Source organism: Psychrosphaera haliotis (genome assembly GCF_009728465.1).
Taxonomy (GTDB): Bacteria; Pseudomonadota; Gammaproteobacteria; order Enterobacterales; family Alteromonadaceae; genus Psychrosphaera; species Psychrosphaera haliotis.
Genome location: NZ_WOCD01000003.1, coordinates 162,487 through 184,258, shown reverse-complemented (window position 1 = coordinate 184,258; position 21,772 = coordinate 162,487). Strand labels below are relative to the sequence as shown.

Genomic DNA, 21,772 nt, shown 5'->3' with positions numbered 1-21,772 from the left:
TATTTAGTTAAAAACTTGATTTAACAGGTATTACCAGTGCCTTAACTTTTATTAAATCCTCTACTATGCTTTAACAATTGACTATAATTGCGTGTAAATTATGGTGTAAATCAAAAACATCCGACCCACATTCTTTCGGGATCTATATGAACCAAAAGCTGAAAAAAGTCCGTTATACATTCATTATGCAGGCCCTGCATTAATTGAAACGCCACTTCTCAATAAAGGCACTGCATTTTCTAAATTAGAACGTACCAACTTTAACCTAATGGGGCTATTACCACCTCGATATGAATCTATAGAAGAGCAGGTAGAACGCGCTTATTTACAGTACTCAAGTTTCCAAGAGCCGATTAATAAACATATTTATCTGCGTGCAATTCAAGACAGCAACGAAACCTTGTTTTTTAAGTTGGTTAATCAACATATCGCCGAAATGATGCCAATCATTTACACACCTACTGTCGGTGATGCTTGTGAGAAGTTTTCTGATATCTATCGCAGCAACCGTGGCTTGTTTATTTCCTACACAGAACGTGACCAAATGGACGATATTTTACGAAATGCGACTAAGCAAAAAGTAAAAGTAATTGTGGTGACCGATGGCGAAAGAATATTAGGTTTAGGTGACCAAGGCATTGGTGGTATGGGCATTCCTATTGGTAAGCTTTCTTTGTATACCGCCTGCGGTGGTATTAGCCCTGCGTATACTATGCCTATTACGCTTGATGTAGGTACTAACAACCCCAAGTTACTAAACGATCCTATGTATATGGGTGAGCGCCATAAACGTGTTAGCCAATATGAATATGATGCTTTTGTAGATAAGTTTATTACCGCGGCTCAAAAACGTTGGCCGGGCGTCATGATTCAGTTTGAAGACTTTGCTCAACCTAATGCAATGCCACTATTAAAACGATACAGAAACCAGGTTTGCTGCTTTAACGATGATATTCAAGGCACTGCGGCGGTGACTGTTGGAACTTTATTAGCGGCCTGTCGTAAAAAAGACAAAAAGCTGTCTGAACAGAATGTTACCTTTGTTGGTGCTGGTTCTGCAGGCTGTGGTATTGCTGAGCAAGTTATTATGCAAATGGTGGCAGAAGGGCTTACAGACGCAGAGGCACGTAAGAAAGTCTTTATGATTGACCGATTTGGCTTAGTGACAAACGGCATGAATGATTTACGTGACTTCCAACAAGCGTTAGCGCAAGAGTCTCGTGACTATGAAAGCTGGGAAATTGAAGGTCAATATCCATCACTTGTAGAAGTAATGGAAAATGCAAAACCAGGCATTCTAATAGGGGTATCTGGTGTGCCGGGCCTGTTTTCTGAGCAAGCCATAAAAACTATGTACAGCAATGATAATCAACCAATTATCTTCCCACTTAGTAACCCAATTAAACAAATTGAAGCGCATCCTAAAGATGTAATTAGTTGGACAGATGGTAATGCAATTCTAGCTACTGGTAGTCCATTTGATGTGATTGAGTTTGAAGGCAAATCCTTTGAAATTGCTCAGTGTAATAATGCCTATATCTTCCCTGGTATTGGTCTTGGTGTACTTGCGGTAGGTGCTAAGATTATATCTGACGAAATGATCATGGCATCCAGCGAAACATTGGCTCAAAACTCACCGTTAGTTAATAAAGGTGAGGGAGCGTTATTACCTGAACTAGTGGACTTACCTAGGTTGAGCAGAGAGATCGCCTTTAACGTAGCAAAAGTAGCGATTGAACAAGGTCATGCACTGTTAATATCGGATGATGAGATACAAAACCGAATTGAAAAGAATTTCTGGACTCCAGAATATCGTCCTTATAAGCGTGTTAGCGCATAAAGAATTGGTTTTTAGATAACAAAAAGGTCTGCTTATGCAGACCTTTTTTATTTGTAAGGTTAACTCGATTGAATTACCAAGCTAGCAAATTACTAAACTAAACTAACAGCTAACAACTTATCAAGTTACAAGTTTACAAAGCTAACGCGACAATAAGTGATTCAAAGCGCCCGTTATAACAGCAACTTGCGCCATTATGCAGTTTTCATCATCAACAAGTTGGCTGTCTGGATAAACTTCCGTTGTTGTTTTGTATTCTGCATCAGTCATACCCATGCACAACCCAAGTGGTCTAGCATCATATTCAATAACGCCAAACTGCTGAAGTGGTGCGCCAATTAAGCAATCATTTTCATCAGCAGGCGCTATATGAGTTACTTTTTTAACAGACTCAATTATGGCCGACTGGAATTCTACTTGTGGGTTTTGCGAATCAGCTACAAGATAAAAACCATCTGGAATATTCCAGTTCTTTTGCTCAATTGCATCACGAGAGGCCAGCGCCGGACGAAACTCTGAGTTATCCGTATCAGTGGTTTCGTGTAGGTCGATGTGGCAAATAGGCTTAATTTCATTGTGCTTTAGATATTGCATCAACAACGTAGCTTCTTGCGCTTTTGAGCCTTCAAAAAAACTACGGTTTGGATCCACTGCAAGCGGGTTCCAGCGGTTAATTGTTTCGTAACCCCAAGGGCTTACACACGGCGCAATAACAAAGTTAAACTTATTTCCATAACTACCTGCATGTTCTAAGGCAAATCTTAACGCGCCTTGAACACCACTAGTTTCATAACCGTGAACACCGCCTGTAATCAATACAGTAGGGAGCTCATCATTCCAATTTACACTTTTGATAATAAATAATGGGTAGTTATCGGCATCTTTAACAACAGGAAGGTCAGCATATTTTAAATAGCCATATTCCTGCGTTTCAAATTGCGCTGACAAATTTGCCAGTTTAGCGACGACTTGTTCTTGATAAGAACGTTTCACCAGCTGTTTTGCCAGCCATTGATGCTTTTCTGCATCACCCCATTTTTTTCCTGGTGTGCCAATTGAATAACTTTGCTCAGTCATGTTACTTAACTTCCTCTCCAGCGGCTTGTTTATCAGCGTGATAGCTTGAACGAACAAATGGACCTGATGCTGCGTGCTTAAAGCCTAAGTCATCAGCTTCTTGTTTAAAGATGTCAAACTCAGCTGGCGGTACATATCGCTCAACCGGCAAATGGTGCTTGCTTGGTTGTAGGTATTGACCAATAGTCAGCATATCTACGTTGTGTTCTCTTAAGTCTCTAAGAACTTCAACAATCTCTTCGTTTGTTTCACCTAAGCCAACCATCAAGCCTGATTTGGTATCAACTTCAGGGTGCATTTCTTTAAAACGTTTAAGTAAGTCTAGTGACCATTTGTAGTTAGCACCAGGTCGAGCTAAGCGATAAAGGCGTGGTGCAGTTTCTAAATTGTGGTTGAACACATCAGGCGGTGCAGTAGATAAAATCTCAAGTGCTTTATCCATACGACCACGAAAGTCAGGAACCAAAATTTCTACTTTAATTCCAGGGTTATGCGCTCGAATTGCTTTAACACAATCAGCGAAGTGTTGAGCACCACCGTCACGAAGATCGTCTCGGTCAACAGAGGTAATAACAACGTAGGTTAAGCCCATTTCCTTAATGGTTAGAGCTAGTTTTTCAGGTTCTTGTGCACTTGGTGGTAAAGGACGACCGTGAGCAACATCACAAAACGGACAACGGCGTGTACAAATATCGCCTAAAATCATAAATGTTGCTGTGCCGTGATTAAAACATTCAGGTAGGTTAGGGCAGGATGCTTCTTCACATACTGAGCTTAAACCTTGACTGCGCATCGCCTTTTTGATGTTGTCGATTTTTTCACTTGATTTTGGCAGGCGGATTTTTAACCAATCTGGCTTTCTAAGCATAGTATCACGCTCAGAAGGCATGATTTTAACGGGAATTAAGGCCATTTTTTCCGCGTCACGTAGTTTTACGCCAGCGGCTAATTTAGAAGTTTTAACGGTTGTCATACAGCTCTCTTTTCTGTCAGCGCTAGGTTTGGTAACCCTTGCTGATAGTCAATGTTAGAGGCGCCAAGGGCAGAAGCTAACAATTCGGTTAGCGGTTTGGCTGCTTCTTGAATAGTTTTTGGACCATTTATTTGGCTGGTTTGCACCATTTCTAAGCCGGCATAACCACACGGATTAATTCGCAAAAAAGGTTCTAGGTCCATGTCAACGTTCAACGCTAATCCATGAAAACTACAACCTTTACGTACTCTCAATCCAAGTGATGCGACTTTTTTCTCATCTACATACACACCAGGTGCGTCTTTTTTAGCATAGGCACTAATTTCAAAACTTTTTAGCATGTCCACAATCGCATTTTCGATTAATGTCACTAGGTCTCGAACGCCTATTTTTTTTCTTCGTAGATTAATGAGCAAATAAACCACCAACTGGCCAGGGCCGTGATAGGTAACTTGCCCACCTCTATCAACTTTAACTACGGGAATGTCACCGGTATCTAGTAAGTGCTCTTCTTTACCTGCTTGACCTTGAGTAAACACTGGGTTGTGCTCAACCACCCAAAGCTCATCCGTAACGTTATCGTCACGGGTATCGGTAAACAACTGCATTGACTGCCAAATATCTTGGTAGTCTCCAGTATCAATGTTTCTGATGACTATATTATTATTTATATCTGACATTCAATAACCGTAATCTACAGAACAACACGAACGAGGTCGATGGCACCTAATCGGTTATAAACCAGTTCCATGTGTTCTTTACTTGTCACTTTTACACTGATTGAAACTGACTTGTATTTACCTTTGCTGCTAGGCTTTTCTTTTGGAGAAAAGTCGCCAGGCGCTACGTCTTGTAATACTTCTACAATTTTAATTGTCAGCTCTTCATGCGCCACACCCATAACTTTAAAAGTTTGGTGGCAAGGGAAGTCTAATAGTTCATCAAATTTAGTGTCTTTAACTGTCATCTTTTATACCTTTTAAAAGCCTTCCCTAGACTCATTACTCGTAATTTACTTTATAGTTCAAATTTCTTTTTAAAGTAATCAGTTACCTTCTTAAACAAACCACCTTCATTGACTTGGTCAAGTGCAACAAGAGGGTAAGTAGTAACTACATCGTCTTCGATTTTGATTGTTAACGTTCCAACCACTTCGCCCTTGTTAATAGGGGCTTCTAATGGTTTATCAAGGGTGAAAGACGCTTTTAGTTTTTCACGGTAGCCACGAGGTATAGTTAAAGGTGTACTTTGATTTATACCTAAACGAACTTGATCTTTATCGCCCATGTAAATTCTTTGTTTTGCAAACTCAGTACCCGCTTCATATGCCGTTAATGTTTCGAAGAAACGGAAACCGTAATTTAACAGCTTTTTGCTTTCTACTTTACGACCACGTTGGCTTTCAGCGCCCATTACCACTGAAATCAAGCGCATCTCACCTTCCATTGCTGAAGCAACTAAAGAATAACCCGCAGCGTCTGTATGACCGGTTTTAATACCATCAACATTTAAGCTTTTGTCCCATAACAGGCTGTTTCGGTTTATTTGAGAAATATTGTTGTAAGTGAAGTCTTTTTCTTTATAGATAGCATATTCTTCTGGTACATCTCTAATCAAAGCGATACCAATTTTTGCCATGTCACGAGCCGTTGAAAGGTGACCTTCCGCGGTTAAACCGTGGCTGTTTACAAAGTTTGAGTCAGATAAGCCAATGTCTGCACCATACAAATTCATAAGTTGAGCAAACTGTTCTTCACTACCTGCAATGTGTTCAGCCATTGCAACACAAGCGTCATTACCAGACTGGATGATGATGCCTCTATTTAAATCAGCGACAGAAACTTCTTTACCCACCTCAATAAACATTTTTGAAGATTCAGGAAAGTTTTTTGCCCAAGCATTGCGGCTCACCGTCACCATATCTGTTAGTGCGATGTTACCTTTTTGAACTTCTTTACCAATGACGTAGCTCGTCATCATTTTTGTTAAGCTAGCTGGGTTCAGCAATTCATCCGCATTCTTTTCGGCTAATACTTTTCCAGTATCAAAGTCCATTAAGATATAGGCTTTGGCATTTACTGAAGGTGGATTTGGTACTAGTACTTTTGCCTCTGCAAAATATGAAAACGCTAGGGACGAAAGACTAACCAGAGAGAGTAAAAATTTATTCATTGTGTTCCATTCATGTTTTTTGCTAAAAGAAAGAAAATTGAGAGCGGTATTATCCATGTACCAAAGCTACGTGTCCAGTTTATGGCGCTAATACACTCTCTAGATTTACAGATTGATAACCAAACTGTTTTATTTTTAGAATTAAATCGGTTGCTTGCACTTTATTTTTAAAAGGACCAAACACAACTTTATGTTGTTCGTCTTTTTCATGTACTGCTGCATCATGGTTTAACATTATCGTTAAGCCTTTAAGCGACTCGTCAGCTTCCAATTTATTTTTGAAACCGGTTAGGGCAACCTGATATAGACTACTCTCAGTAGGTAAAGGTTCCTCTCCGGGTAAAATTAACTCAATGTTAACGTTTGCAGTGCCAGTGTCGTATACGCCAATTTTAAACGCCGCCGCATAAGAGAGATCAATAACTCTGTCTTGATGGAAAGGGCCTCTGTCGTTTACACGCACTATGGCTGATTTATTGTTAGCTAAATTGGTAACTCGTACATAGCTAGGTAGTGGCAGTGTTTTGTGAGCAGCGGACATACCAAACATATTATAAACTTCGCCGTTTGATGTTAGATGGCCATGAAACTTTTTCCCATACCAAGATGCAGTGCCTTTTTGTGAAAAAGGACTACGTTCTTTCATTGGTGTGTAATGTTTACCAAATACTTTATATGGCAGGTTGCCACGTCCTACTGGCTCGTGAACTATTCGAGGGTCTTGTTGTTCTGTTAATGTTGGCGGACGAACTGGCGCACTATCATACTTATCTTTATAACGCCCTGTAGGTGCGCAGCCTTGTACAAGCATTAAAGCAATACATAGCGCAGTAAGTAGAATTGATGATTTATTTTTGTCCATTTTAAGTACTAGCCAATAGTCGTTTATTAGTTCCAATAGCCATTAAAATACCGAAGCTTGCCATTAAAGTCACTATTGATGTTCCACCGTAACTCACTAAAGGTAAAGGAACACCCACAACCGGCAATAATCCCGAAACCATACCAATATTAACAAAAAGATAGACAAAAAAGGTTAGCGTTAAACTGCCAGCTAATAACTTGGTGAAAGCTTCTTGCGCTCGCGACGCTATTTGCATGCCTCTAACGATAATAAAGGCGTATATAGATAACAGCAAAAGAACACCTACAAAACCAAACTCTTCACTAAAAACAGAAAAAATAAAGTCAGTATGGCGTTCAGGTAAAAACTCTAATTGTGATTGTGTGCCTTGCAGCCAGCCTTTACCTTCGGTGCCACCAGAGCCAATGGCTATTTTTGATTGAATGATGTGGTAACCGGAGCCAAGCGGATCACTTTCTGGATTTAAGAAGGTAAGTACGCGTTGTTTTTGGTAACCATGCATTAAATAAAACCAAAGGATTGGTAAAAATGCGCCAACAGAAATAACTAAACCAAATAATACTCTCAGGCTTAAACCGGCTAAAAACATAACAAAAAAGCCGCTACTTGCTACTAGTAATGAAGTACCTAAATCTGGCTGTTTAGCTATCAGAAGTGTAGGTGTTGCAATAATGATAAACCCTAAGAAGGTATTCTTTAGGGACGGCGGTAACGTGTATTTACTTAAAAACCAAGCCATCATCATAGGTAAAGACAGTTTCATTATTTCAGAAGGTTGAAACTTTATTATACCGAGGTTCAACCAGCGCTGAGCGCCTTTTCCCATATCGCCAAACAACAGAACAGCAACGAGTAATAATATACCAGTGACAAATATATGAGGGGCCCATTTTTGATAGGTGAAAGGTGAAATTTGGGCGACCAGCAACATGACAAACAAACCAAGACCCATCCTAACCATTTGTCTTACAACCATATCCATATTTTGACTACCAGCACTATAAACCACAAATAGGCTTATAAGCATTAGAGTTAAAATACCGGCCAATAAAGGCAAATCAATATGGAATCTAAAAAATAGAGAACTGCGTCGGCGTTCATTTTCGGTTTTAGCCACCGTTATTCTCCTCGGCTAATTCTGTCTCTTCAACATTTATGATTTCAGTCGAGATGTTTCGTTTGTTAGCTAATCCCATCGAAAAATATAAATCCATCATTTCTCTCGCAACTGGAGCCGCATTAGCACTGCCGCCTCCGGCATTTTCTACCGCTACAACAATAACAATACTAGGATTATCATAAGGGGCATAACCAACGAACATTGCATTATCACGTCGGCGTTCATTGATTTTGGAAGCGTCGTATTCTTCATCTTCGCCAAGGCTGAACAGTTGCGCGGTCCCTGTTTTACCAGCAGCGGTATAAACAGCGTCGACAAAAGCTGCGCGAGCTGTACCGTCAATTGCATTTACCGTTTGATACATTGAATCTAAAATAGTGTCCCAATGTTTTGGGTTGTTGACCACAACTGGATTTCGCTTTTTGATAGGTGTTAATGAAATAGATTCATCTACACTGGTTGCTGATACTACTTTGGGTTCAATCACATCGCCTTTATTAACTAATACAGACGTCGCCATCGCAAGTTGCATTGGCGTTGCTGTCCAATATCCCTGGCCAATTCCAATTGAGATAGTATCTCCTTGATACCAAGGTTGACGCTTCTTTTCTTTTTTCCATTCTCTTGACGGCATCGTCGCTTTATATTCTTCATGAATATCTATGCCGGTATAATCTCCAAATCCAAATTTAGAGATGAATGGACTTATTTCGTCAATACCTAGGCGGTAGGCTAGGTCGTAAAAATAAATGTCGCAAGACTGTTTAATCGCGGTAACTAGGTCTACCCAACCATGGCCGCCAACTTTCCAGTCTCTAAAATTCCGTTGGGTTTCAACATTAGGGAATCGCCAATATCCTGGATCCCAAACGGTAGTTTCAGGAGTAACTAGCTTTTTGTGTAAGCCCAACAATGCTAATTGTGGCTTGATAGTTGACGCAGGCGGGTATTGGCCTTGCGTAGTACGATTGAGCATTGGTTTATCTTTGGAATTCAATATCAATGAATAATCTTTTTGAGATATGCCTGTTACAAAAAGGTTTGGGTCGTAACTGGGGTTGGAATACATAGCTAAAATGGCGCCATCACGAGGGTCCATTGCAACAATAGCTCCCCGGTTTTGTCTTAGCGACTTTTTGGCTTGTTCTTGCATTTCCACGGCAATTGCTAAGTGAAGGTCTGTACCTGGTTTGGGCGCTTCAATGCTCAGCTGTCTTAATACTCGGCTTCGATGGTTTACTTCTACTTCTTCACTGCCCGTAGTGCCGTGAAGTTGCTCTTCATAAAATCGTTCGAGCCCTAACTTCCCGATACTACGAGTGGCTGCGTAGTTCTTAATTCGTTCTTCTCGTTCTAACCTATTTAAGTCACGTTTGTTAATTTTACCCACATAACCTATTACATGAGTCATGGTGTCTGTATATGGATAGTGGCGATTAAGTCGAGCTTCAATAGCGACGCCAGGAAATAAGTGTTGTTTGACTGAAAATGCGGCGACTTCGTTTTCGGTTAGCTTTGTTTTTATGGGGATGCTCTTAAAACGGCGCTGGTATTTTATAATTCGTTTAAACTGTTCTACTTGCTCGTCCGGGATATCAATAATTAACTGTAACTCTGACAGCGTCCATTCCATATCAGTGACGGCTTCGGGGATGATCTCTAAAGAAAAGCTTGGCTCATTGGCAGCGAGTATGTTGCCATTAATGTCACGTATTATCCCTCGGTTTGGCGGGACAGGCTGGACTTTGATCCGGTTTTCATTAGAACGGGTTTGATATGTTTGATATTTTTCTATCTGTAAATAATACAGATTTGCTATTAGCACTCCCATCAGAGCGGCCACCGCTATCAAAGCCGTTATGGCGCGCCTAGCAAATAGATGCGCTTCGGCGGTGTGATCTTGCATTTGATAGGAGTTTCTACGCATACGTTATTCGCGATGATAAGGGTGATTGTTATTGAGACTCCAAGCTCGATATAAGCTCTCTGCTACAACAACGCGAACCATTGGGTGAGGCAGCGTTAAAGGTGATAGCGACCACTTTTGCTCAGAGCGTGCAATGCAAGCGGGTGCCAACCCTTCTGGTCCACCAACCAGTAGACTAACGTCGCGGCCATCCATTTGCCAACTTGAAAGTTGTTTTGAAAGGTCGTGTGTAGTCCAAGGCTTTCCGGTGACTTCAAGCGTTACAACTCTATTTGACTTAGGCACCGCCGCTAACATCCGTTCACCTTCCTGCTCAAGGATCCTTGCTATATCAGCATTTTTACCTCGTTTGCCAGGGGTGATCTCAATAAGCTCAAACGCACAATCTCTAGGGAAGCGGCGTTGGTATTCTTGAAATCCTGATGTTACCCAGCCTGGCATTTTGTTACCAACGGCGACTAATTGAATCTTCATAAGCGATTACTTGCTAGATTCCTGCCAAAGTTTTTCAAGTTGATAGAAGTCTCTTGTTGCATCTTGCATTACGTGTAAAACCACTGGACCCATGTCAACTAAAACCCATTCGCCTTCTTCCATGCCTTCATAGCCTAATGCTGGGTCTTCAGTTTGTTTTGCTTCCATTAAAACGTGATCTGCAATTGATTGGACGTGTTTTTTTGATGTACCCGAGCAAACTACCATGTAGTCTGTAATTGAAGACGTCTCTGCTACATCAAATGTAAGCACGTCTTTTGCTTTAAGATCATCAATTTTGTCTAGTACGAAATCTAATATTTGTTTATTTTGCAAAACGTTTGTTACTCTCAGAAGAAATTTTTGGACAACCATTCTACCTTTCTACGCTTTTATAGTACAGCCATTACGCGTTTAATCGAGGTTGTGAAGTTTTAATTTTTTGTCTAACTGACCTGTTAAAAAGTCTTTAAACATTACCCAGTCGCCTAAAAAGCTGTAAAACGGGTAGGTAAAGGTTGCTGGGCGGTTCTTTTCTATAAAAAAATGGCCAACCCAAGCAAAGCCATACCCAATGAAGGGAAGCAACCAAAAGTACATATATTGATTAGACGTGATGGCATAAAGTGCAACTAAAATAACAAAAGTACTTCCGGCATAATGCAAGCCTCTGCAAATAGGATGCAGATGCTCAGACAAATAGTAAGGATAAAATGCTTTAAAAGAGTTTAGCTTTTTGGGTTTAGCCATAATAATCCAGTTATATCTCTATTTATTGCGGAACATTAAAGTGCCGGCAACGTCACCTATCGTTATATTCGTTAATGTTTCATAATTATCGCCGTCAAACAATGGCTTATTATTTTCTTTTGTAACAAAAACAGCGACACCCTCGCTAATTTGATTTTCTGAAACAATTGAGTCTACGGCCTTTACTAAGTATTGACCTAAGCCATGGTGCTGATGATCTGGATGAATGGCGATAAAAGTAAGAAGGTGGTAGTGCTCGTGTGGGATCGCAGCTGCTACCTTTTTTTCTTTTTCAATCATGTTTTGGGTACTTAGAAAGCCAGCATGAAGCATCATTTTTAATCGCCAATGCCAAAACCGTTCTGGCTCTAGGCCTTTCTGTGGTTCTATAAGACAAGCCACCCCTAGTAAATGAGGACCCGAAAACAACCCAATCATAGGCTGTTGAGTTTGCCAAAATGCTGATAACTCCTCTCTTATTGCACCGCGCAAGCGAGTATCATAACCTTCTTTGGTGCCATCAAATATCTCTTTGAAAATGGGATCGTCGTGGTAAGCAACATATAATAGTGAGGCCGCTAAATTAACGTCTTCTGCGGTTAAAAGAATTGCTTTTATACCATTATCTTCAGCTAGTTGGGTTGTGACAGTCATATATTTGAACACCTGCATTTTTGTTGTTATTTTAACCAAGTTAGCAATAACTATTAAAATATCCAAGAATATTTTTTTCAGTACCTAAATAAACAAGCTATTTTATATAAGAGAGTTTTAAAAACTTAGGGGGTTTTATGGATACGTCAATACATTCAATATCTGGGCTATTTGAACAATTAGGTCTAGATGGCACGCGTTCTGGTATATATCACTTTGTTAAAGAACATAATATTCCGGATGACGTAACAATAGATGAAGCGTCTTTTTGGAGTGCGTCTCAATCTTCATTTTTACGAGATTCTCTAGAATCAGATGGTGATTGGAGTGAAATAGTAGATCAGTTAGATGCGATGCTGCGAAAATAACGCATAGAATACAACTTAGAATGATGAAGCTAAGTGATGGCAAAGACGTTCATAGGTTTATAGGTTTATAGGTTCAGTCGTATAATAAATAGGGCGGTTGTACGCCCTAACTATTGTTTTTAACTAAGCTGTCTGATGTTAATCAACGTAGAGCTTTTTCTTGAATTTAATTGTTTCTGTACGATTTCCTCGTTGAACTTCAATCGTAAAGTTAAGGTTTTCTTCGTCTCTGTGCTTGAGCTGCGCCAAATAATAAATTGCGTCGCCTTCCTTTACTTTTTTGAAGCTAAGCTGCTTAGTTTGGCCTAAGAGATTTTTTGCATTGCCAGTTAAACTCACATTTTGCGCTTTCTGTGTGCTGCTATCCAAAACCGATATATTGACAATAGCCATATAACGACTGCGCTCCAAGTTATACTCGCGTGCAGTTTCTGGTTTAATAAACGAACTTGGAAAGGCAATGTAATGGATGTCCCAATCACCTTTAGTAATTTTTTGTTCCGCACTCGCACTAGGAGATAACAGCAACATTGAAACGAACAAGGTAATGGCTAATATTAATTTATTCATAATGAGTTTTCCGTTCATTGCTTTTATAGTAAACGACTTAAAAAGTCATTAAATAATAATTGTACAAACTGTAGGGCAATCAAAAATACTAGTAAGCTTAAATCTAGACCGCCTAGAGGTGGAATAACCTTTCGAACTGGTGCAAGCAAGGGGTCTGTGAGTTGATGCAACAATGCCTCAATCGGATTGTAACCTTGACTAATCCAGCTCAAAATAGCTCGAATTATGGTCACCCAAAAAACCAACGTGAACACCTCTTGCACAACTGTTATCAAACTGGCTACTAAAATACTAACCCAAGGAAAAGCACCGCCAAACATGAGTTGCAACGTAGCGACTTTTGCAAATGCAACAAAGATAACTAATAGCACACCGGCCCAGTCTATTCCTCCTAGTCCCGGTACGACCTTGCGCAATGGAATGAGCAAAGGGTTTGTCGCTTTAACAACAAACTGACTAACAGGGTTATAAAAGTCAGCACGAGCCAATTGTAACCAGACTCTCAAAATGGCGACCATTAGATAGAGGTCGAATAAAGTATTAACTAAAAATTGGGTAGCTTGCATAATTAAAGTTTACTCATCTCTTGAGCTCTAGTTACCGCAGCATCGAGTGCTTCATTTACGGTAGCTTGAAGGTTGTTATTATTAAATACGTTTAAAGCAGCGGCCGTAGAGCCTCCAGGGGAGGTTACATTTTCACGCAGCTCGGCAAAACTTTTGTCTTTGTTAAATGTCATTTTTGCAGCGCCAATTGCGGTTTCTTGAACCATTACATTGGCAACACCTTCGCTAAACCCAAATTCTTTAGCCTTATTAGCCATCGCTTCCATAAAGGCAAAGAAGTATGCGGGACCCGAACCAGAAACTGCGGCAAGTTGATCAATCTCTGATTCCGATTTCAACCAAACAGTAGCGCCAACGTGGCTAAATAATTCAGTTGTTATTTGTATATCTTGTTCGATTACTGATTTGTCGAAACGAGCTTGGCTAGAGCCAACATATAACCCAGACACGCCATGACCAACTAATGATGGCGTATTTGGCATACAGCGAACAAATCGTACATCGCCAATTATGTCAGTATAACGTTTCACCAATAAACCAGCAGCCACAGTTACCACAAGTTTGTCAGAAAAGTCTGCACCGTTTGAAACTAAGTCAGTTAACACATCAGCCATCATTTGTGGCTTAACACCTAGGATTACAACGTCAGCCTGTTTAATAGCTTCCTGATTATCTAAATCAGTAGTAATGCCAAATTTAGCTTTTAAAGCTTGTTGTTTTTCCTTTGTACGATTGGTTGCAATAATTCGAGATGGCTCTACACCACTATTAACCATTCCACCAATAATAGCGCCAGACATGTTTCCCGCGCCAATAAATGCATACGAAGTGTTGTTATTTTGTGTCATTAAAATCCCGTGATGTTGTTTATTTAATTAGTACGAGGGCCAAATATGGCGGTACCAAGCCTAATCATAGTACTACCACTTAATATAGCGGCTTCCATGTCGTTAGTCATGCCTAATGACAAGGTATCTACCGTTTGATATTGATGCTTAAGTGCCAAAAAACAAGTGTTTAGTTGTTCAAACTCTGCTTTTTGTTTGTTTTTATCTAAATATTCATCGGGAATAGCCATCAAGCCTCTAAGGGTTAAATATTTAAATTCTTGAATCTCTTCAGCAAAATTTGCTACATCGAGAAGGGCAATGCCTGATTTTGTATTTGAGTCAGAGATATTAACTTGAATTAGAACATTCATTTGTTTGTTTAACTCTTCACAATGTTTGTTTAGTCGTCGGGCAATTTTAATGCGATCTAAACTGTCGACCCAATTGGCATGTTCAGCGATTAACGCTGTTTTGTTACTCTGAATAGGACCGATAAAGTGCCAACAAAGGTTTTCTAATTTAGAAAGCTGCTGGGCTTTATCAGCAAGCTCTTGTACATAGTTTTCGCCAAACTCTAACTGCCCAGCTCGGAAGGCAGCTTCGATATCAGACGGCGGTTTTGTTTTGCTAACGGCAATTAAGCTGACATGTTCGGGAAGTCGGCCTGCTTTTTTTGAGGCATCGCTTATTTTGTCGTGGGCAGTTGCCAGTCGATTTGCTATGGTAATGTTAACGTTATTTTCTGACATATACAGTGTCTTAGTTATTTAATAGGTTAGCCATATGGATATTACTGAATTACTTGCTTTTAGTGTGCAACATAAAGCATCAGATTTACACCTTTCTGCTGGAACTCCACCAATGATCCGCGTTGATGGTGATGTGAGACGAGTCAACATTCCGGCATTAGATGCACGCGAAGTTCAAGCACTTATCTACGATATTATGAATGATAAGCAACGTAAAGAATACGAAGAAAACTTAGAAACGGATTTTTCTTTCTCAGTACCCGATTTAGCTCGTTTCCGTGTGAATGCTTTTAATATTGATCGCGGAGCTGCGGCTGTATTCCGTACCATCCCATCAGAAGTGTTAAGTTTAGAAGATATTGGAGCGCCAGATATTTTTAAGGATATCGCTGAAAACCCTCGTGGCCTTGTTTTGGTTACCGGGCCAACGGGTTCTGGTAAATCCACTACATTAGCGGCAATGATTGATTACATTAACGCACAACGTCACGACCACATCTTAACAATTGAAGATCCAATAGAATTTGTACATCAAAATAAACAAAGCCTAATCAGTCAAAGGGAAGTGCATAGAGATACTTTAAGCTTTAGTAATGCATTGCGATCTGCTCTTCGTGAAGATCCTGACGTTATATTAGTTGGTGAGCTACGAGATTTAGAAACCATTCGTTTAGCGATGACGGCTGCGGAAACCGGACATTTGGTTTTTGGTACCTTACATACAACCTCTGCGCCTAAAACGATTGACCGTATTGTTGACGTATTCCCTGGCGATGAAAAAGACATGGTTCGCTCCATGCTATCTGAATCACTTCGCGCAGTAATATCACAAACGTTGTGTAAAAAAACCGGCGGTGGCCGAGTTGCGGCCCATGAAATCATGATGGGCATACCAGCAATCAGAAATTTAATTAGAGAAGATAAAGTTGCGCAAATGTACTCGTCAATTCAAACCGGCGCGGCGCATGGAATGCAAACGATGGATCAATGCTTATTAAACTTGATGAATAAAGGTTTAATTAGTAAAGAAAACGCACAGGCCAAAGCCCATGATAAAAACCTATTCAGTCAGGGTTTCGGCGGCGGATTCTAAGAGTCAATATTGGAGTATGTAATGGACTCAATGGAACAAATATTTTTAAAAATGGTGGCTGAAAAAGCCTCTGACCTATTTATAACTGCAGGGTTACCCATCAGCGCCAAAATTAATGGCGAGCTAACACCTCTAGATCATGAACCTCTTTCTGACATGGAGGCTGAACGATTAGTTCGTAGCTGCATGTCAGATAAACAGCAAAATGAATTTGACTCAGAAAAAGAGTGTAACTTTGCCGTTGCTAATGATTCTGGAAGATTCCGTGTGTCTGCTTTTTGGCAGCGAGATAACGTTGGTATGGTGGTTAGGCGTATCGTCACCAATATTCCTGATGTTGATGAGTTAGGCCTGCCGGCTGCACTTAAAGACGTTATTATGGCAAAGCGTGGACTAGTTTTATTTGTAGGTGGCACAGGTACGGGTAAGTCGACAAGTTTAGCGGCTTTGCTTGGTTACCGAAACCGTAATTCTAAAGGTCATATTCTTACAATTGAAGATCCAATCGAGTTTGTACACGAGCATAAACGTTGCATGGTAACGCAAAGGGAAGTTGGTATTGATACGCCGTCTTTTGAGTCAGCGTTAAAAAGCTCATTAAGACAAGCCCCGGATGTTATTTTAATTGGTGAAATACGCTCTCAAGAGATTATGGAATATGCATTGTCGTTTGCTGAAACAGGCCACTTGTGTGTAGCTACATTGCACGCAAATAATGCTAACCAAGCAATAGACCGAATAATGCACTTAGTTCCAAAAGAAAAACACGACAAGCTTAAGTATGATTTGGCTCTAAATTTAAAAGCTATTGTTGCCCAACAGCTTATCCAAACTAGCGATGGTATTGGTCGAGTAGCAGCTATTGAAGTATTACTTAATTCTCCTATGGTAGGAGAGTTAATCAAAAAAGGTGATATTTCAGGCATTAAAGAGGTGATGGGTAAATCTAAAGAGTTTGGTATGCAAACCTTCGACCAAGCTTTATTTGACCTTTACCAAGAGTCTAGGATCAGTTATGCAGATGCTCTGCATCACGCGGATTCACCAAATGATTTAAGGTTAATGATTAAACTAAGAAACAATGAGCAGACTGGCTCTGGATTCTTACAAGGTGTAACTGTGGACGGTATCCAAAAGGATGACTAAGTTAAATCTAATGGACTAAAGTGTAATGTAAGCTATAGCACTTGAGTAAGCATAAAAAAACGAGGCAATTGCCTCGTTTTTTTTGTTTTTAATAAGGTCTGTTTTACAGACCTTATTGTTTACGTTTTAAAGTTTGGTAGCCTTACAACGTTTTTTTTGTTTCAGATGTTGCAGAGCCTGTAGCTTGTGACGCTCCGCCGGTTCTTGCTGATACAACAACCTTAGTACGGTCTTCTGCAGCCATTACTGTTGGCATAGGGCCTTCAGTTTTCTCAGCAGGAGCAGGCTTTGTCATTGGCGCGCTAGACGTTCCTTTGTAGCTTGGTTTAGCAACACTAGGTTCGTGTAACACCTTCTCAATAGTTTCTGCAACTGGAGTCGGGTGCTTGTGGTTCTTTTCGAACTCAGCATCGTTCTCTGGATAGCGACTTTCTACAACCTCAGAATCTGCTTTTACTTCAGCATCTACTTTAACTTCTGCTGGAGTTTCTACATCGGCTTTTGGTGCTGGCTCTGAAGTAGGTTGTACTTCTGCCGTTTTTGTTCAACTGGAGCTTCTGTCGTTGGTTTAGCTTCAACATCAGGTTTAGTTTCAACAACTGGCTTAGCTTCAACAGCCTCTGAAGTTGAGTCTACAGCTACAGGCTCATCGTTCGACAAGTCTGAATTAGTCTCAGCTTTATCTTCAGTTTGCACTTTAGATTTAATAGAGCCTCTACGTTCTTCATTCTTAGTACTAGACTTAGACAAAGGTTTATTACGCGATTTTACCGGAGCCTTTTTGCTTTCAGTTTCTTGAGTGCTTATTGCCTCAATTGCTTCAACTTTTACAGCTTCTGTCGGTGCACTATTTGATTCACTCGTAGTGGTTTCAACTATTTGCTCTTCAGTTTTAGCGCTAACAGTAGGTTGCGTATTTACAGCCTCTACCTTAGGTACTTCAGCTTCGCTAACGTTATTAATCGCTGCATCCGTCGCATTGTTTTCAGTTTTCTCAATGCGTACTTTTTTACGATTATTTCTGCGTTTACGACGCTCTTGAACCTTTTCTTCTTTCGCCGCCGGCGCTTGACTTACTTGCTCAGAACCTACTTTCTCAGTAGTTTCAGGTTTTCTTCTATTTTGATTACGCGGGTTTTTAGGCTTGTTACGCTTATTTTCGCTGCGTTTTTCATCCGTATTTTCTACACGCTCGTTACGAGAGTCTGCTTCTTTACTCTTGTCTTTATCTTGAGGGCGGTTTCTATTATTGCGGTTTTTGTTTTTATTGTTGTTGCGACGATTTGAGTTACGATCGTTTTTGTCGCCACGTTCATTCTTACCTTTACCACTTGAATTACTCTTGCTTGTTTTCTTTGCTGAGTCATCAGATGAAAATAGGTCTGAGATAAACTTACCAATTTTTTCAAATAAACCAGGGCCTTTAACTTCAGCTTGTTTTGTTGTCGCCGCTGGAGTTGGTGCTGGTTGAGAGGGAGCTGGAGCTACTGGAGCTGCAAAACCTTTTAGTACAGGCTGCTCAATTTCTTTTTTCATTGGCACAACAATTTCTTTAACAAAATCATTCTGCTCTGGCTGCTTCACCATTTTAAAACTAGTATCAGCTAATTCTTCATCAACACGAACACGTAATACTTCATAGTGCGGAGTTTCTAAATGAATATTAGGAATAATAACAACGCTGACGTTATTATTTTTCTCAATGTGACGAACCGCATCACGCTTTTCATTTAGTAAGTAAGATGAAACAACAACTGGAACTTGAGCTTGAATTTGAGCTGTGTTCTCTTTAATCGCTTCCTCTTCGATTAAACGAAGAATAGAAAGTGCTAAAGATTCGTTAGAACGAATTGTACCTTGGCCATCACAACGAGGACAAGTATGTTGGCTCGCGTCGCCTAATGATGGACGTAAACGCTGGCGTGACATTTCAAGTAGTCCAAAGCGGCTGATTTTGCCAATTTGAACACGTGCACGGTCTTGTTTAACGCTGTCTTTTAATCTGTTTTCTACATCACGTTGATGCTTTGGCGGTGTCATATCGATGAAATCGATAACTAATAAACCACCTAAATCACGCAAACGAAGTTGACGAGCAATTTCTTCAGCAGCTTCTAGGTTAGTATTAAGCGCCGTTTCTTCAATGTCGCTGCCTTTTGTTGCCTTTGACGAGTTAATGTCAATTGAAACAAGTGCTTCTGTAGGATCAATAACAATTGAACCACCAGATGGCAATCGAACTTCACGTTGGAACGCAGATTCGATTTGCGACTCAATTTGGTAATGAGTAAATAACGGAACTTCACCTTGGTAAAGCTTAACGCGGTCTAAAAAGTCAGGACGGAATAATTCAATGTGGCTTTTGGCTTCATTAAATACGTTCTGGCTGTCGATAATAATTTCACCAACATCACGTTTTAAATAGTCACGAATAGCACGAAATACAACGTTACTTTCTTGATGAATTAAGAACGGCGCAGGTCGGCTGTCAGCTGCTTGTTGAATGGCATCCCAGTGAAGAAGTAGGGCACGTAAATCGTATTCCAATTCTTCGTAAGATTTACCAACACCAGCAGTACGTACGATTAAGCCCATACCTTTTGGTAACTCAAGCTTGCTTAATGCAGATTTAAGTTGAGTGCGCTCGTCACCTTCGATTCGACGTGAAATACCGCCGGCTCTTGGGTTGTTAGGCATTAATACAAGGTAACTGCCAGCAACACTGATGAAAGTAGTAAGTGCGGCACCTTTTTGGCCACGCTCTTCTTTATCAATTTGAATAATAACTTCTTGGCCTTCTTTCACCACTTCTTTGATGTTAGGGCGACCACTGAATTTATAATCTGATGGGAAGTAATTACGTGCAATTTCTTTAAGTGGCAAAAAGCCGTGGCGGTCGGCACCATAATCAACAAAAGCCGCTTCTAAGCTAGGCTCTACTCGAGTGATGGTTCCTTTATAGATGTTGGCCTTTTTCTGTTCATGGCCTGGGCTTTCTATGTCCAGGTCGTACAGTTTTTGACCATCAACCAACGCAACACGCATTTCTTCTTGTTGCGTGGCATTAATTAACATGCGTTTCATGTATGTAGCTCTTCTTTTAGTAGTAGGCCACATTCCATTAATGTTCGATGCACTTGAATACACCTCGACACTGTGTAGTTTCTCAACTAGTTATCTGTCAAATTTCAATCATCTCGACTGTAATTAAAGGTTTATCAATTCCAAATTTTTAGAATTCTGTCTGTGCCATTATCGTAAACAAAACGGGAATGGTGGCACTGGTTAAATAGACGCCTCGATTTGACTGGTCTGAACGGTTAAAGAAGAGGGTAATATGTTACTCGCATTACCTTACTTAAGTGGCGTGGAGGTTTGAGGTCTGGTGTTCTTTATTCGGTATGTTTGTTAAAAATGAAAGATAAACATACTCGGTTAATTCTGATATCATCGCGGCCTCAAACCCTGCTCCGTTACATGACTCTTACGTTCATTACGTGAGGCAGTTCAATCAGTTGCTTTATAAGCCGTGCTATTATCGACGTGAAAGTGGATTATAGCAACAGAAATTAAGCGTAAAATTGAATAAAATTATTTAAATTTGTGAGTGAATCAAAAACTATGTCAGAAAAAGCGATAAATTTCCCAAAAGTACAACAAATAGAAATAGACGATGTTCATGAGGGTCAACGCATAGATAACTTTTTGATCACCTTATTAAAAGGGTGCCCAAAGAGCGTAATTTATAAGATTCTCCGCAAAGGTGAAGTTAGGGTTAATAAAGGAAGAATAAAGCAAACTTACAAGCTGCAACTAGGCGATATTGTTCGAGTTCCGCCGGTCCGCGTAAAAGAAGAAAGCGAAGGTATTTCTGCCGGTTTAAGCTCAGTGCAAGCGTTGGAAAAAGCGATTATCTTTGAAGACAAGTCCCTAATTGTAATGAACAAGCCTTCGGGCATCGCGGTTCATGGTGGTAGCGGCGTAAGTTTTGGTGTGATTGAAGGCTTAAGAGCGTTAAGACCAAAAGAAAAAATGATGGAACTTGTACACCGCCTTGACCGAGATACTTCAGGTATTTTACTAATTGCAAAAAACGTTCCGTTTTAGTTTCGTTACATGAGCAATTAAGAATTAAGACTATGAACAAGGTTTATTGGGCTTTAGTTAGAGGACAATGGTCGGAAAAACAAAAGTCAGTACAGGAACCACTTAAGAAAATCACCACTAAGTCTGGCGAACGTCTAGTTATTACAGATAGAGAGGAAGGCAAAAAGTCTTGTACGCTGTTTTCGGTATTGAGTAATTTCAAAGATTGTAGCTTAGTTGAAGCTCGACCCCAGACTGGTCGAACGCACCAAATTCGAGTCCACACGGCTTGCCAAGGGCATCCAATTGCATGTGATGATAAGTATGGTGATCGTGAATTTGATAAAGTTGTTAAAAAAGTTGGGTTAAATAGATTATTCCTTCACGCTAAGGAAATTTCATTTTTTCATCCGTTATCTGAAACTACAATGCGTTTTGAGGCGCCGCTTCAACCTGAGTTAGAAGTTGTGTTACAAAAGCTTGGTGAGCAGGCTATGTCTCAAGAATAAAAA

Annotated in this window: 22 protein-coding genes and 1 pseudogene; 5 read left to right on the top strand and 18 right to left on the bottom strand. The window is 40.2% G+C overall.

Features of this window, described 5'->3' with window-relative positions:
* Positions 1-118 precede the first annotated feature (118 nt).
* Positions 119-1,840, top strand: a complete 1,722-nt coding sequence (locus GNP35_RS05445) for an NAD-dependent malic enzyme (RefSeq protein WP_330997772.1) — start codon at positions 119-121, stop codon at positions 1,838-1,840.
* Positions 1,841-1,981: 141 nt separating this feature from the next.
* Here the strand turns inward: GNP35_RS05445 and GNP35_RS05440 are convergent, their stop codons facing one another.
* The 12 genes from GNP35_RS05440 to GNP35_RS05385 all read right to left on the bottom strand — a co-directional run bounded on the left by GNP35_RS05440 (position 1,982) and on the right by GNP35_RS05385 (position 11,852).
* Complete coding sequence (locus GNP35_RS05440; RefSeq protein WP_155695185.1) at positions 1,982-2,917, bottom strand: M14 family metallopeptidase; 936 nt, start codon at positions 2,915-2,917, stop codon at positions 1,982-1,984.
* 1 nt (position 2,918) lies between these two features.
* Positions 2,919-3,890 (bottom strand): lipoyl synthase, encoded by a 972-nt coding sequence (gene lipA / locus GNP35_RS05435; protein WP_155695184.1) that lies wholly within the window; start codon positions 3,888-3,890, stop codon positions 2,919-2,921.
* A complete protein-coding gene (gene lipB, locus GNP35_RS05430) occupies positions 3,887-4,570 on the bottom strand; it encodes a lipoyl(octanoyl) transferase LipB (RefSeq protein WP_155695183.1) in 684 nt (227 codons plus the stop codon). Before lipB ends, lipA begins: the two co-directional genes overlap by 4 nt.
* A 14-nt stretch (positions 4,571-4,584) precedes the next feature.
* On the bottom strand, positions 4,585-4,857 hold the full coding sequence (ybeD, locus tag GNP35_RS05425; protein ID WP_155695182.1) for a DUF493 family protein YbeD: 273 nt from the start codon (positions 4,855-4,857) through the stop codon (positions 4,585-4,587).
* A gap of 50 nt (positions 4,858-4,907) precedes the next feature.
* Entirely contained in the window at positions 4,908-6,062 is a 1,155-nt protein-coding gene (locus tag GNP35_RS05420; RefSeq protein ID WP_155695181.1) for a serine hydrolase, read from the bottom strand.
* Between the two features lie 79 nt (positions 6,063-6,141).
* Positions 6,142-6,924, bottom strand: a complete 783-nt coding sequence (locus GNP35_RS05415) for a septal ring lytic transglycosylase RlpA family protein (protein WP_155695180.1) — start codon at positions 6,922-6,924, stop codon at positions 6,142-6,144.
* Position 6,925: 1 nt separating this feature from the next.
* Positions 6,926-8,044 carry a rod shape-determining protein RodA gene (gene rodA / locus GNP35_RS05410; protein WP_330997724.1) on the bottom strand — a complete coding sequence of 373 codons (1,119 nt, stop codon included), beginning with the start codon at positions 8,042-8,044 and terminating at the stop codon, positions 6,926-6,928.
* Positions 8,037-9,974, bottom strand: a complete 1,938-nt coding sequence (gene mrdA, locus GNP35_RS05405; protein ID WP_155695179.1) for a penicillin-binding protein 2 — start codon at positions 9,972-9,974, stop codon at positions 8,037-8,039. The genes rodA and mrdA overlap by 8 nt, the downstream gene beginning before the upstream one ends.
* A gap of 3 nt (positions 9,975-9,977) precedes the next feature.
* Positions 9,978-10,448, bottom strand: coding sequence for a 23S rRNA (pseudouridine(1915)-N(3))-methyltransferase RlmH (gene rlmH / locus GNP35_RS05400; protein WP_155695178.1), 471 nt, complete (start codon positions 10,446-10,448; stop codon positions 9,978-9,980).
* Positions 10,449-10,454: 6 nt separating this feature from the next.
* On the bottom strand, positions 10,455-10,784 hold the full coding sequence (gene rsfS, locus GNP35_RS05395) for a ribosome silencing factor (RefSeq protein ID WP_155695177.1): 330 nt from the start codon (positions 10,782-10,784) through the stop codon (positions 10,455-10,457).
* A 78-nt stretch (positions 10,785-10,862) separates the two neighbouring features.
* On the bottom strand, positions 10,863-11,198 hold the full coding sequence (locus tag GNP35_RS05390) for an Mpo1-like protein (protein ID WP_155695176.1): 336 nt from the start codon (positions 11,196-11,198) through the stop codon (positions 10,863-10,865).
* Positions 11,199-11,216: 18 nt separating this feature from the next.
* Entirely contained in the window at positions 11,217-11,852 is a 636-nt protein-coding gene (locus tag GNP35_RS05385) for a GNAT family N-acetyltransferase (protein ID WP_155695175.1), read from the bottom strand.
* A 137-nt stretch (positions 11,853-11,989) separates the two neighbouring features.
* Here GNP35_RS05385 and GNP35_RS05380 point away from each other — a divergent pair, with 137 nt between their 5' ends.
* Positions 11,990-12,220 (top strand): DUF2789 domain-containing protein, encoded by a 231-nt coding sequence (locus GNP35_RS05380; RefSeq protein WP_155695174.1) that lies wholly within the window; start codon positions 11,990-11,992, stop codon positions 12,218-12,220.
* Positions 12,221-12,358: 138 nt separating this feature from the next.
* Here the strand turns inward: GNP35_RS05380 and GNP35_RS05375 are convergent, their stop codons facing one another.
* Genes GNP35_RS05375 through GNP35_RS05360 form a run of 4 tightly spaced genes read right to left on the bottom strand, consistent with a single transcriptional unit; the run spans position 12,359 to position 14,935 of the window.
* Positions 12,359-12,790, bottom strand: coding sequence for a DUF4426 domain-containing protein (locus GNP35_RS05375; RefSeq protein WP_155695173.1), 432 nt, complete (start codon positions 12,788-12,790; stop codon positions 12,359-12,361).
* 23 nt (positions 12,791-12,813) lie between these two features.
* Positions 12,814-13,356 (bottom strand): YggT family protein, encoded by a 543-nt coding sequence (locus GNP35_RS05370; RefSeq protein WP_155695172.1) that lies wholly within the window; start codon positions 13,354-13,356, stop codon positions 12,814-12,816.
* A 2-nt stretch (positions 13,357-13,358) separates the two neighbouring features.
* Complete coding sequence (gene proC / locus GNP35_RS05365; RefSeq protein ID WP_155695171.1) at positions 13,359-14,204, bottom strand: pyrroline-5-carboxylate reductase; 846 nt, start codon at positions 14,202-14,204, stop codon at positions 13,359-13,361.
* 23 nt (positions 14,205-14,227) lie between these two features.
* Positions 14,228-14,935 (bottom strand): YggS family pyridoxal phosphate-dependent enzyme, encoded by a 708-nt coding sequence (locus tag GNP35_RS05360; protein WP_155695170.1) that lies wholly within the window; start codon positions 14,933-14,935, stop codon positions 14,228-14,230.
* A gap of 34 nt (positions 14,936-14,969) precedes the next feature.
* On the opposite strand from GNP35_RS05360, the gene GNP35_RS05355 reads away from it, so the two are divergent.
* Positions 14,970-16,028, top strand: a complete 1,059-nt coding sequence (locus GNP35_RS05355) for a type IV pilus twitching motility protein PilT (RefSeq protein ID WP_155695169.1) — start codon at positions 14,970-14,972, stop codon at positions 16,026-16,028.
* A gap of 21 nt (positions 16,029-16,049) precedes the next feature.
* Positions 16,050-17,174: a PilT/PilU family type 4a pilus ATPase gene (locus GNP35_RS05350; protein WP_155695168.1), complete on the top strand. Its 1,125-nt coding sequence runs from the start codon at positions 16,050-16,052 to the stop codon at positions 17,172-17,174.
* A 142-nt stretch (positions 17,175-17,316) separates the two neighbouring features.
* Here the strand turns inward: GNP35_RS05350 and GNP35_RS16260 are convergent, their stop codons facing one another.
* Positions 17,317-17,469 carry a hypothetical protein gene (locus tag GNP35_RS16260; RefSeq protein WP_330997723.1) on the bottom strand — a complete coding sequence of 51 codons (153 nt, stop codon included), beginning with the start codon at positions 17,467-17,469 and terminating at the stop codon, positions 17,317-17,319.
* Positions 17,470-17,663: 194 nt separating this feature from the next.
* The gene (gene rne, locus GNP35_RS05345; protein WP_330997722.1) at positions 17,664-20,258 is read right to left on the bottom strand and encodes a ribonuclease E; all 2,595 of its coding nucleotides are present in this window, start codon (positions 20,256-20,258) and stop codon (positions 17,664-17,666) included.
* A 537-nt stretch (positions 20,259-20,795) separates the two neighbouring features.
* Between rne and rluC the strand changes: the two are divergent.
* Positions 20,796-21,769 (top strand): annotated as a pseudogene (gene rluC / locus GNP35_RS05340) (23S rRNA pseudouridine(955/2504/2580) synthase RluC).
* Positions 21,770-21,772 lie beyond the last annotated feature (3 nt).

Coding starts and splice junctions, on each gene's coding strand:
- GNP35_RS05390 (WP_155695176.1), bottom strand. CDS start 11,198: ATGGCTAAACCCAAAAAGCTAAACTCTTTTAAAGCATTTTATCCTTAC.
- GNP35_RS16260 (WP_330997723.1), bottom strand. CDS start 17,469: ATGACAAAGCCTGCTCCTGCTGAGAAAACTGAAGGCCCTATGCCAACA.
- lipB (WP_155695183.1), bottom strand. CDS start 4,570: ATGTCAGATATAAATAATAATATAGTCATCAGAAACATTGATACTGGA.
- GNP35_RS05415 (WP_155695180.1), bottom strand. CDS start 6,924: ATGGACAAAAATAAATCATCAATTCTACTTACTGCGCTATGTATTGCT.
- GNP35_RS05370 (WP_155695172.1), bottom strand. CDS start 13,356: ATGCAAGCTACCCAATTTTTAGTTAATACTTTATTCGACCTCTATCTA.
- GNP35_RS05440 (WP_155695185.1), bottom strand. CDS start 2,917: ATGACTGAGCAAAGTTATTCAATTGGCACACCAGGAAAAAAATGGGGT.
- ybeD (WP_155695182.1), bottom strand. CDS start 4,857: ATGACAGTTAAAGACACTAAATTTGATGAACTATTAGACTTCCCTTGC.
- GNP35_RS05385 (WP_155695175.1), bottom strand. CDS start 11,852: ATGACTGTCACAACCCAACTAGCTGAAGATAATGGTATAAAAGCAATT.
- proC (WP_155695171.1), bottom strand. CDS start 14,204: ATGACACAAAATAACAACACTTCGTATGCATTTATTGGCGCGGGAAAC.
- rlmH (WP_155695178.1), bottom strand. CDS start 10,448: ATGAAGATTCAATTAGTCGCCGTTGGTAACAAAATGCCAGGCTGGGTA.
- lipA (WP_155695184.1), bottom strand. CDS start 3,890: ATGACAACCGTTAAAACTTCTAAATTAGCCGCTGGCGTAAAACTACGT.
- rne (WP_330997722.1), bottom strand. CDS start 20,258: ATGAAACGCATGTTAATTAATGCCACGCAACAAGAAGAAATGCGTGTT.
- mrdA (WP_155695179.1), bottom strand. CDS start 9,974: ATGCGTAGAAACTCCTATCAAATGCAAGATCACACCGCCGAAGCGCAT.
- GNP35_RS05350 (WP_155695168.1), top strand. CDS start 16,050: ATGGACTCAATGGAACAAATATTTTTAAAAATGGTGGCTGAAAAAGCC.
- GNP35_RS05355 (WP_155695169.1), top strand. CDS start 14,970: ATGGATATTACTGAATTACTTGCTTTTAGTGTGCAACATAAAGCATCA.
- GNP35_RS05375 (WP_155695173.1), bottom strand. CDS start 12,790: ATGAATAAATTAATATTAGCCATTACCTTGTTCGTTTCAATGTTGCTG.
- GNP35_RS05420 (WP_155695181.1), bottom strand. CDS start 6,062: ATGAATAAATTTTTACTCTCTCTGGTTAGTCTTTCGTCCCTAGCGTTT.
- GNP35_RS05380 (WP_155695174.1), top strand. CDS start 11,990: ATGGATACGTCAATACATTCAATATCTGGGCTATTTGAACAATTAGGT.
- GNP35_RS05360 (WP_155695170.1), bottom strand. CDS start 14,935: ATGTCAGAAAATAACGTTAACATTACCATAGCAAATCGACTGGCAACT.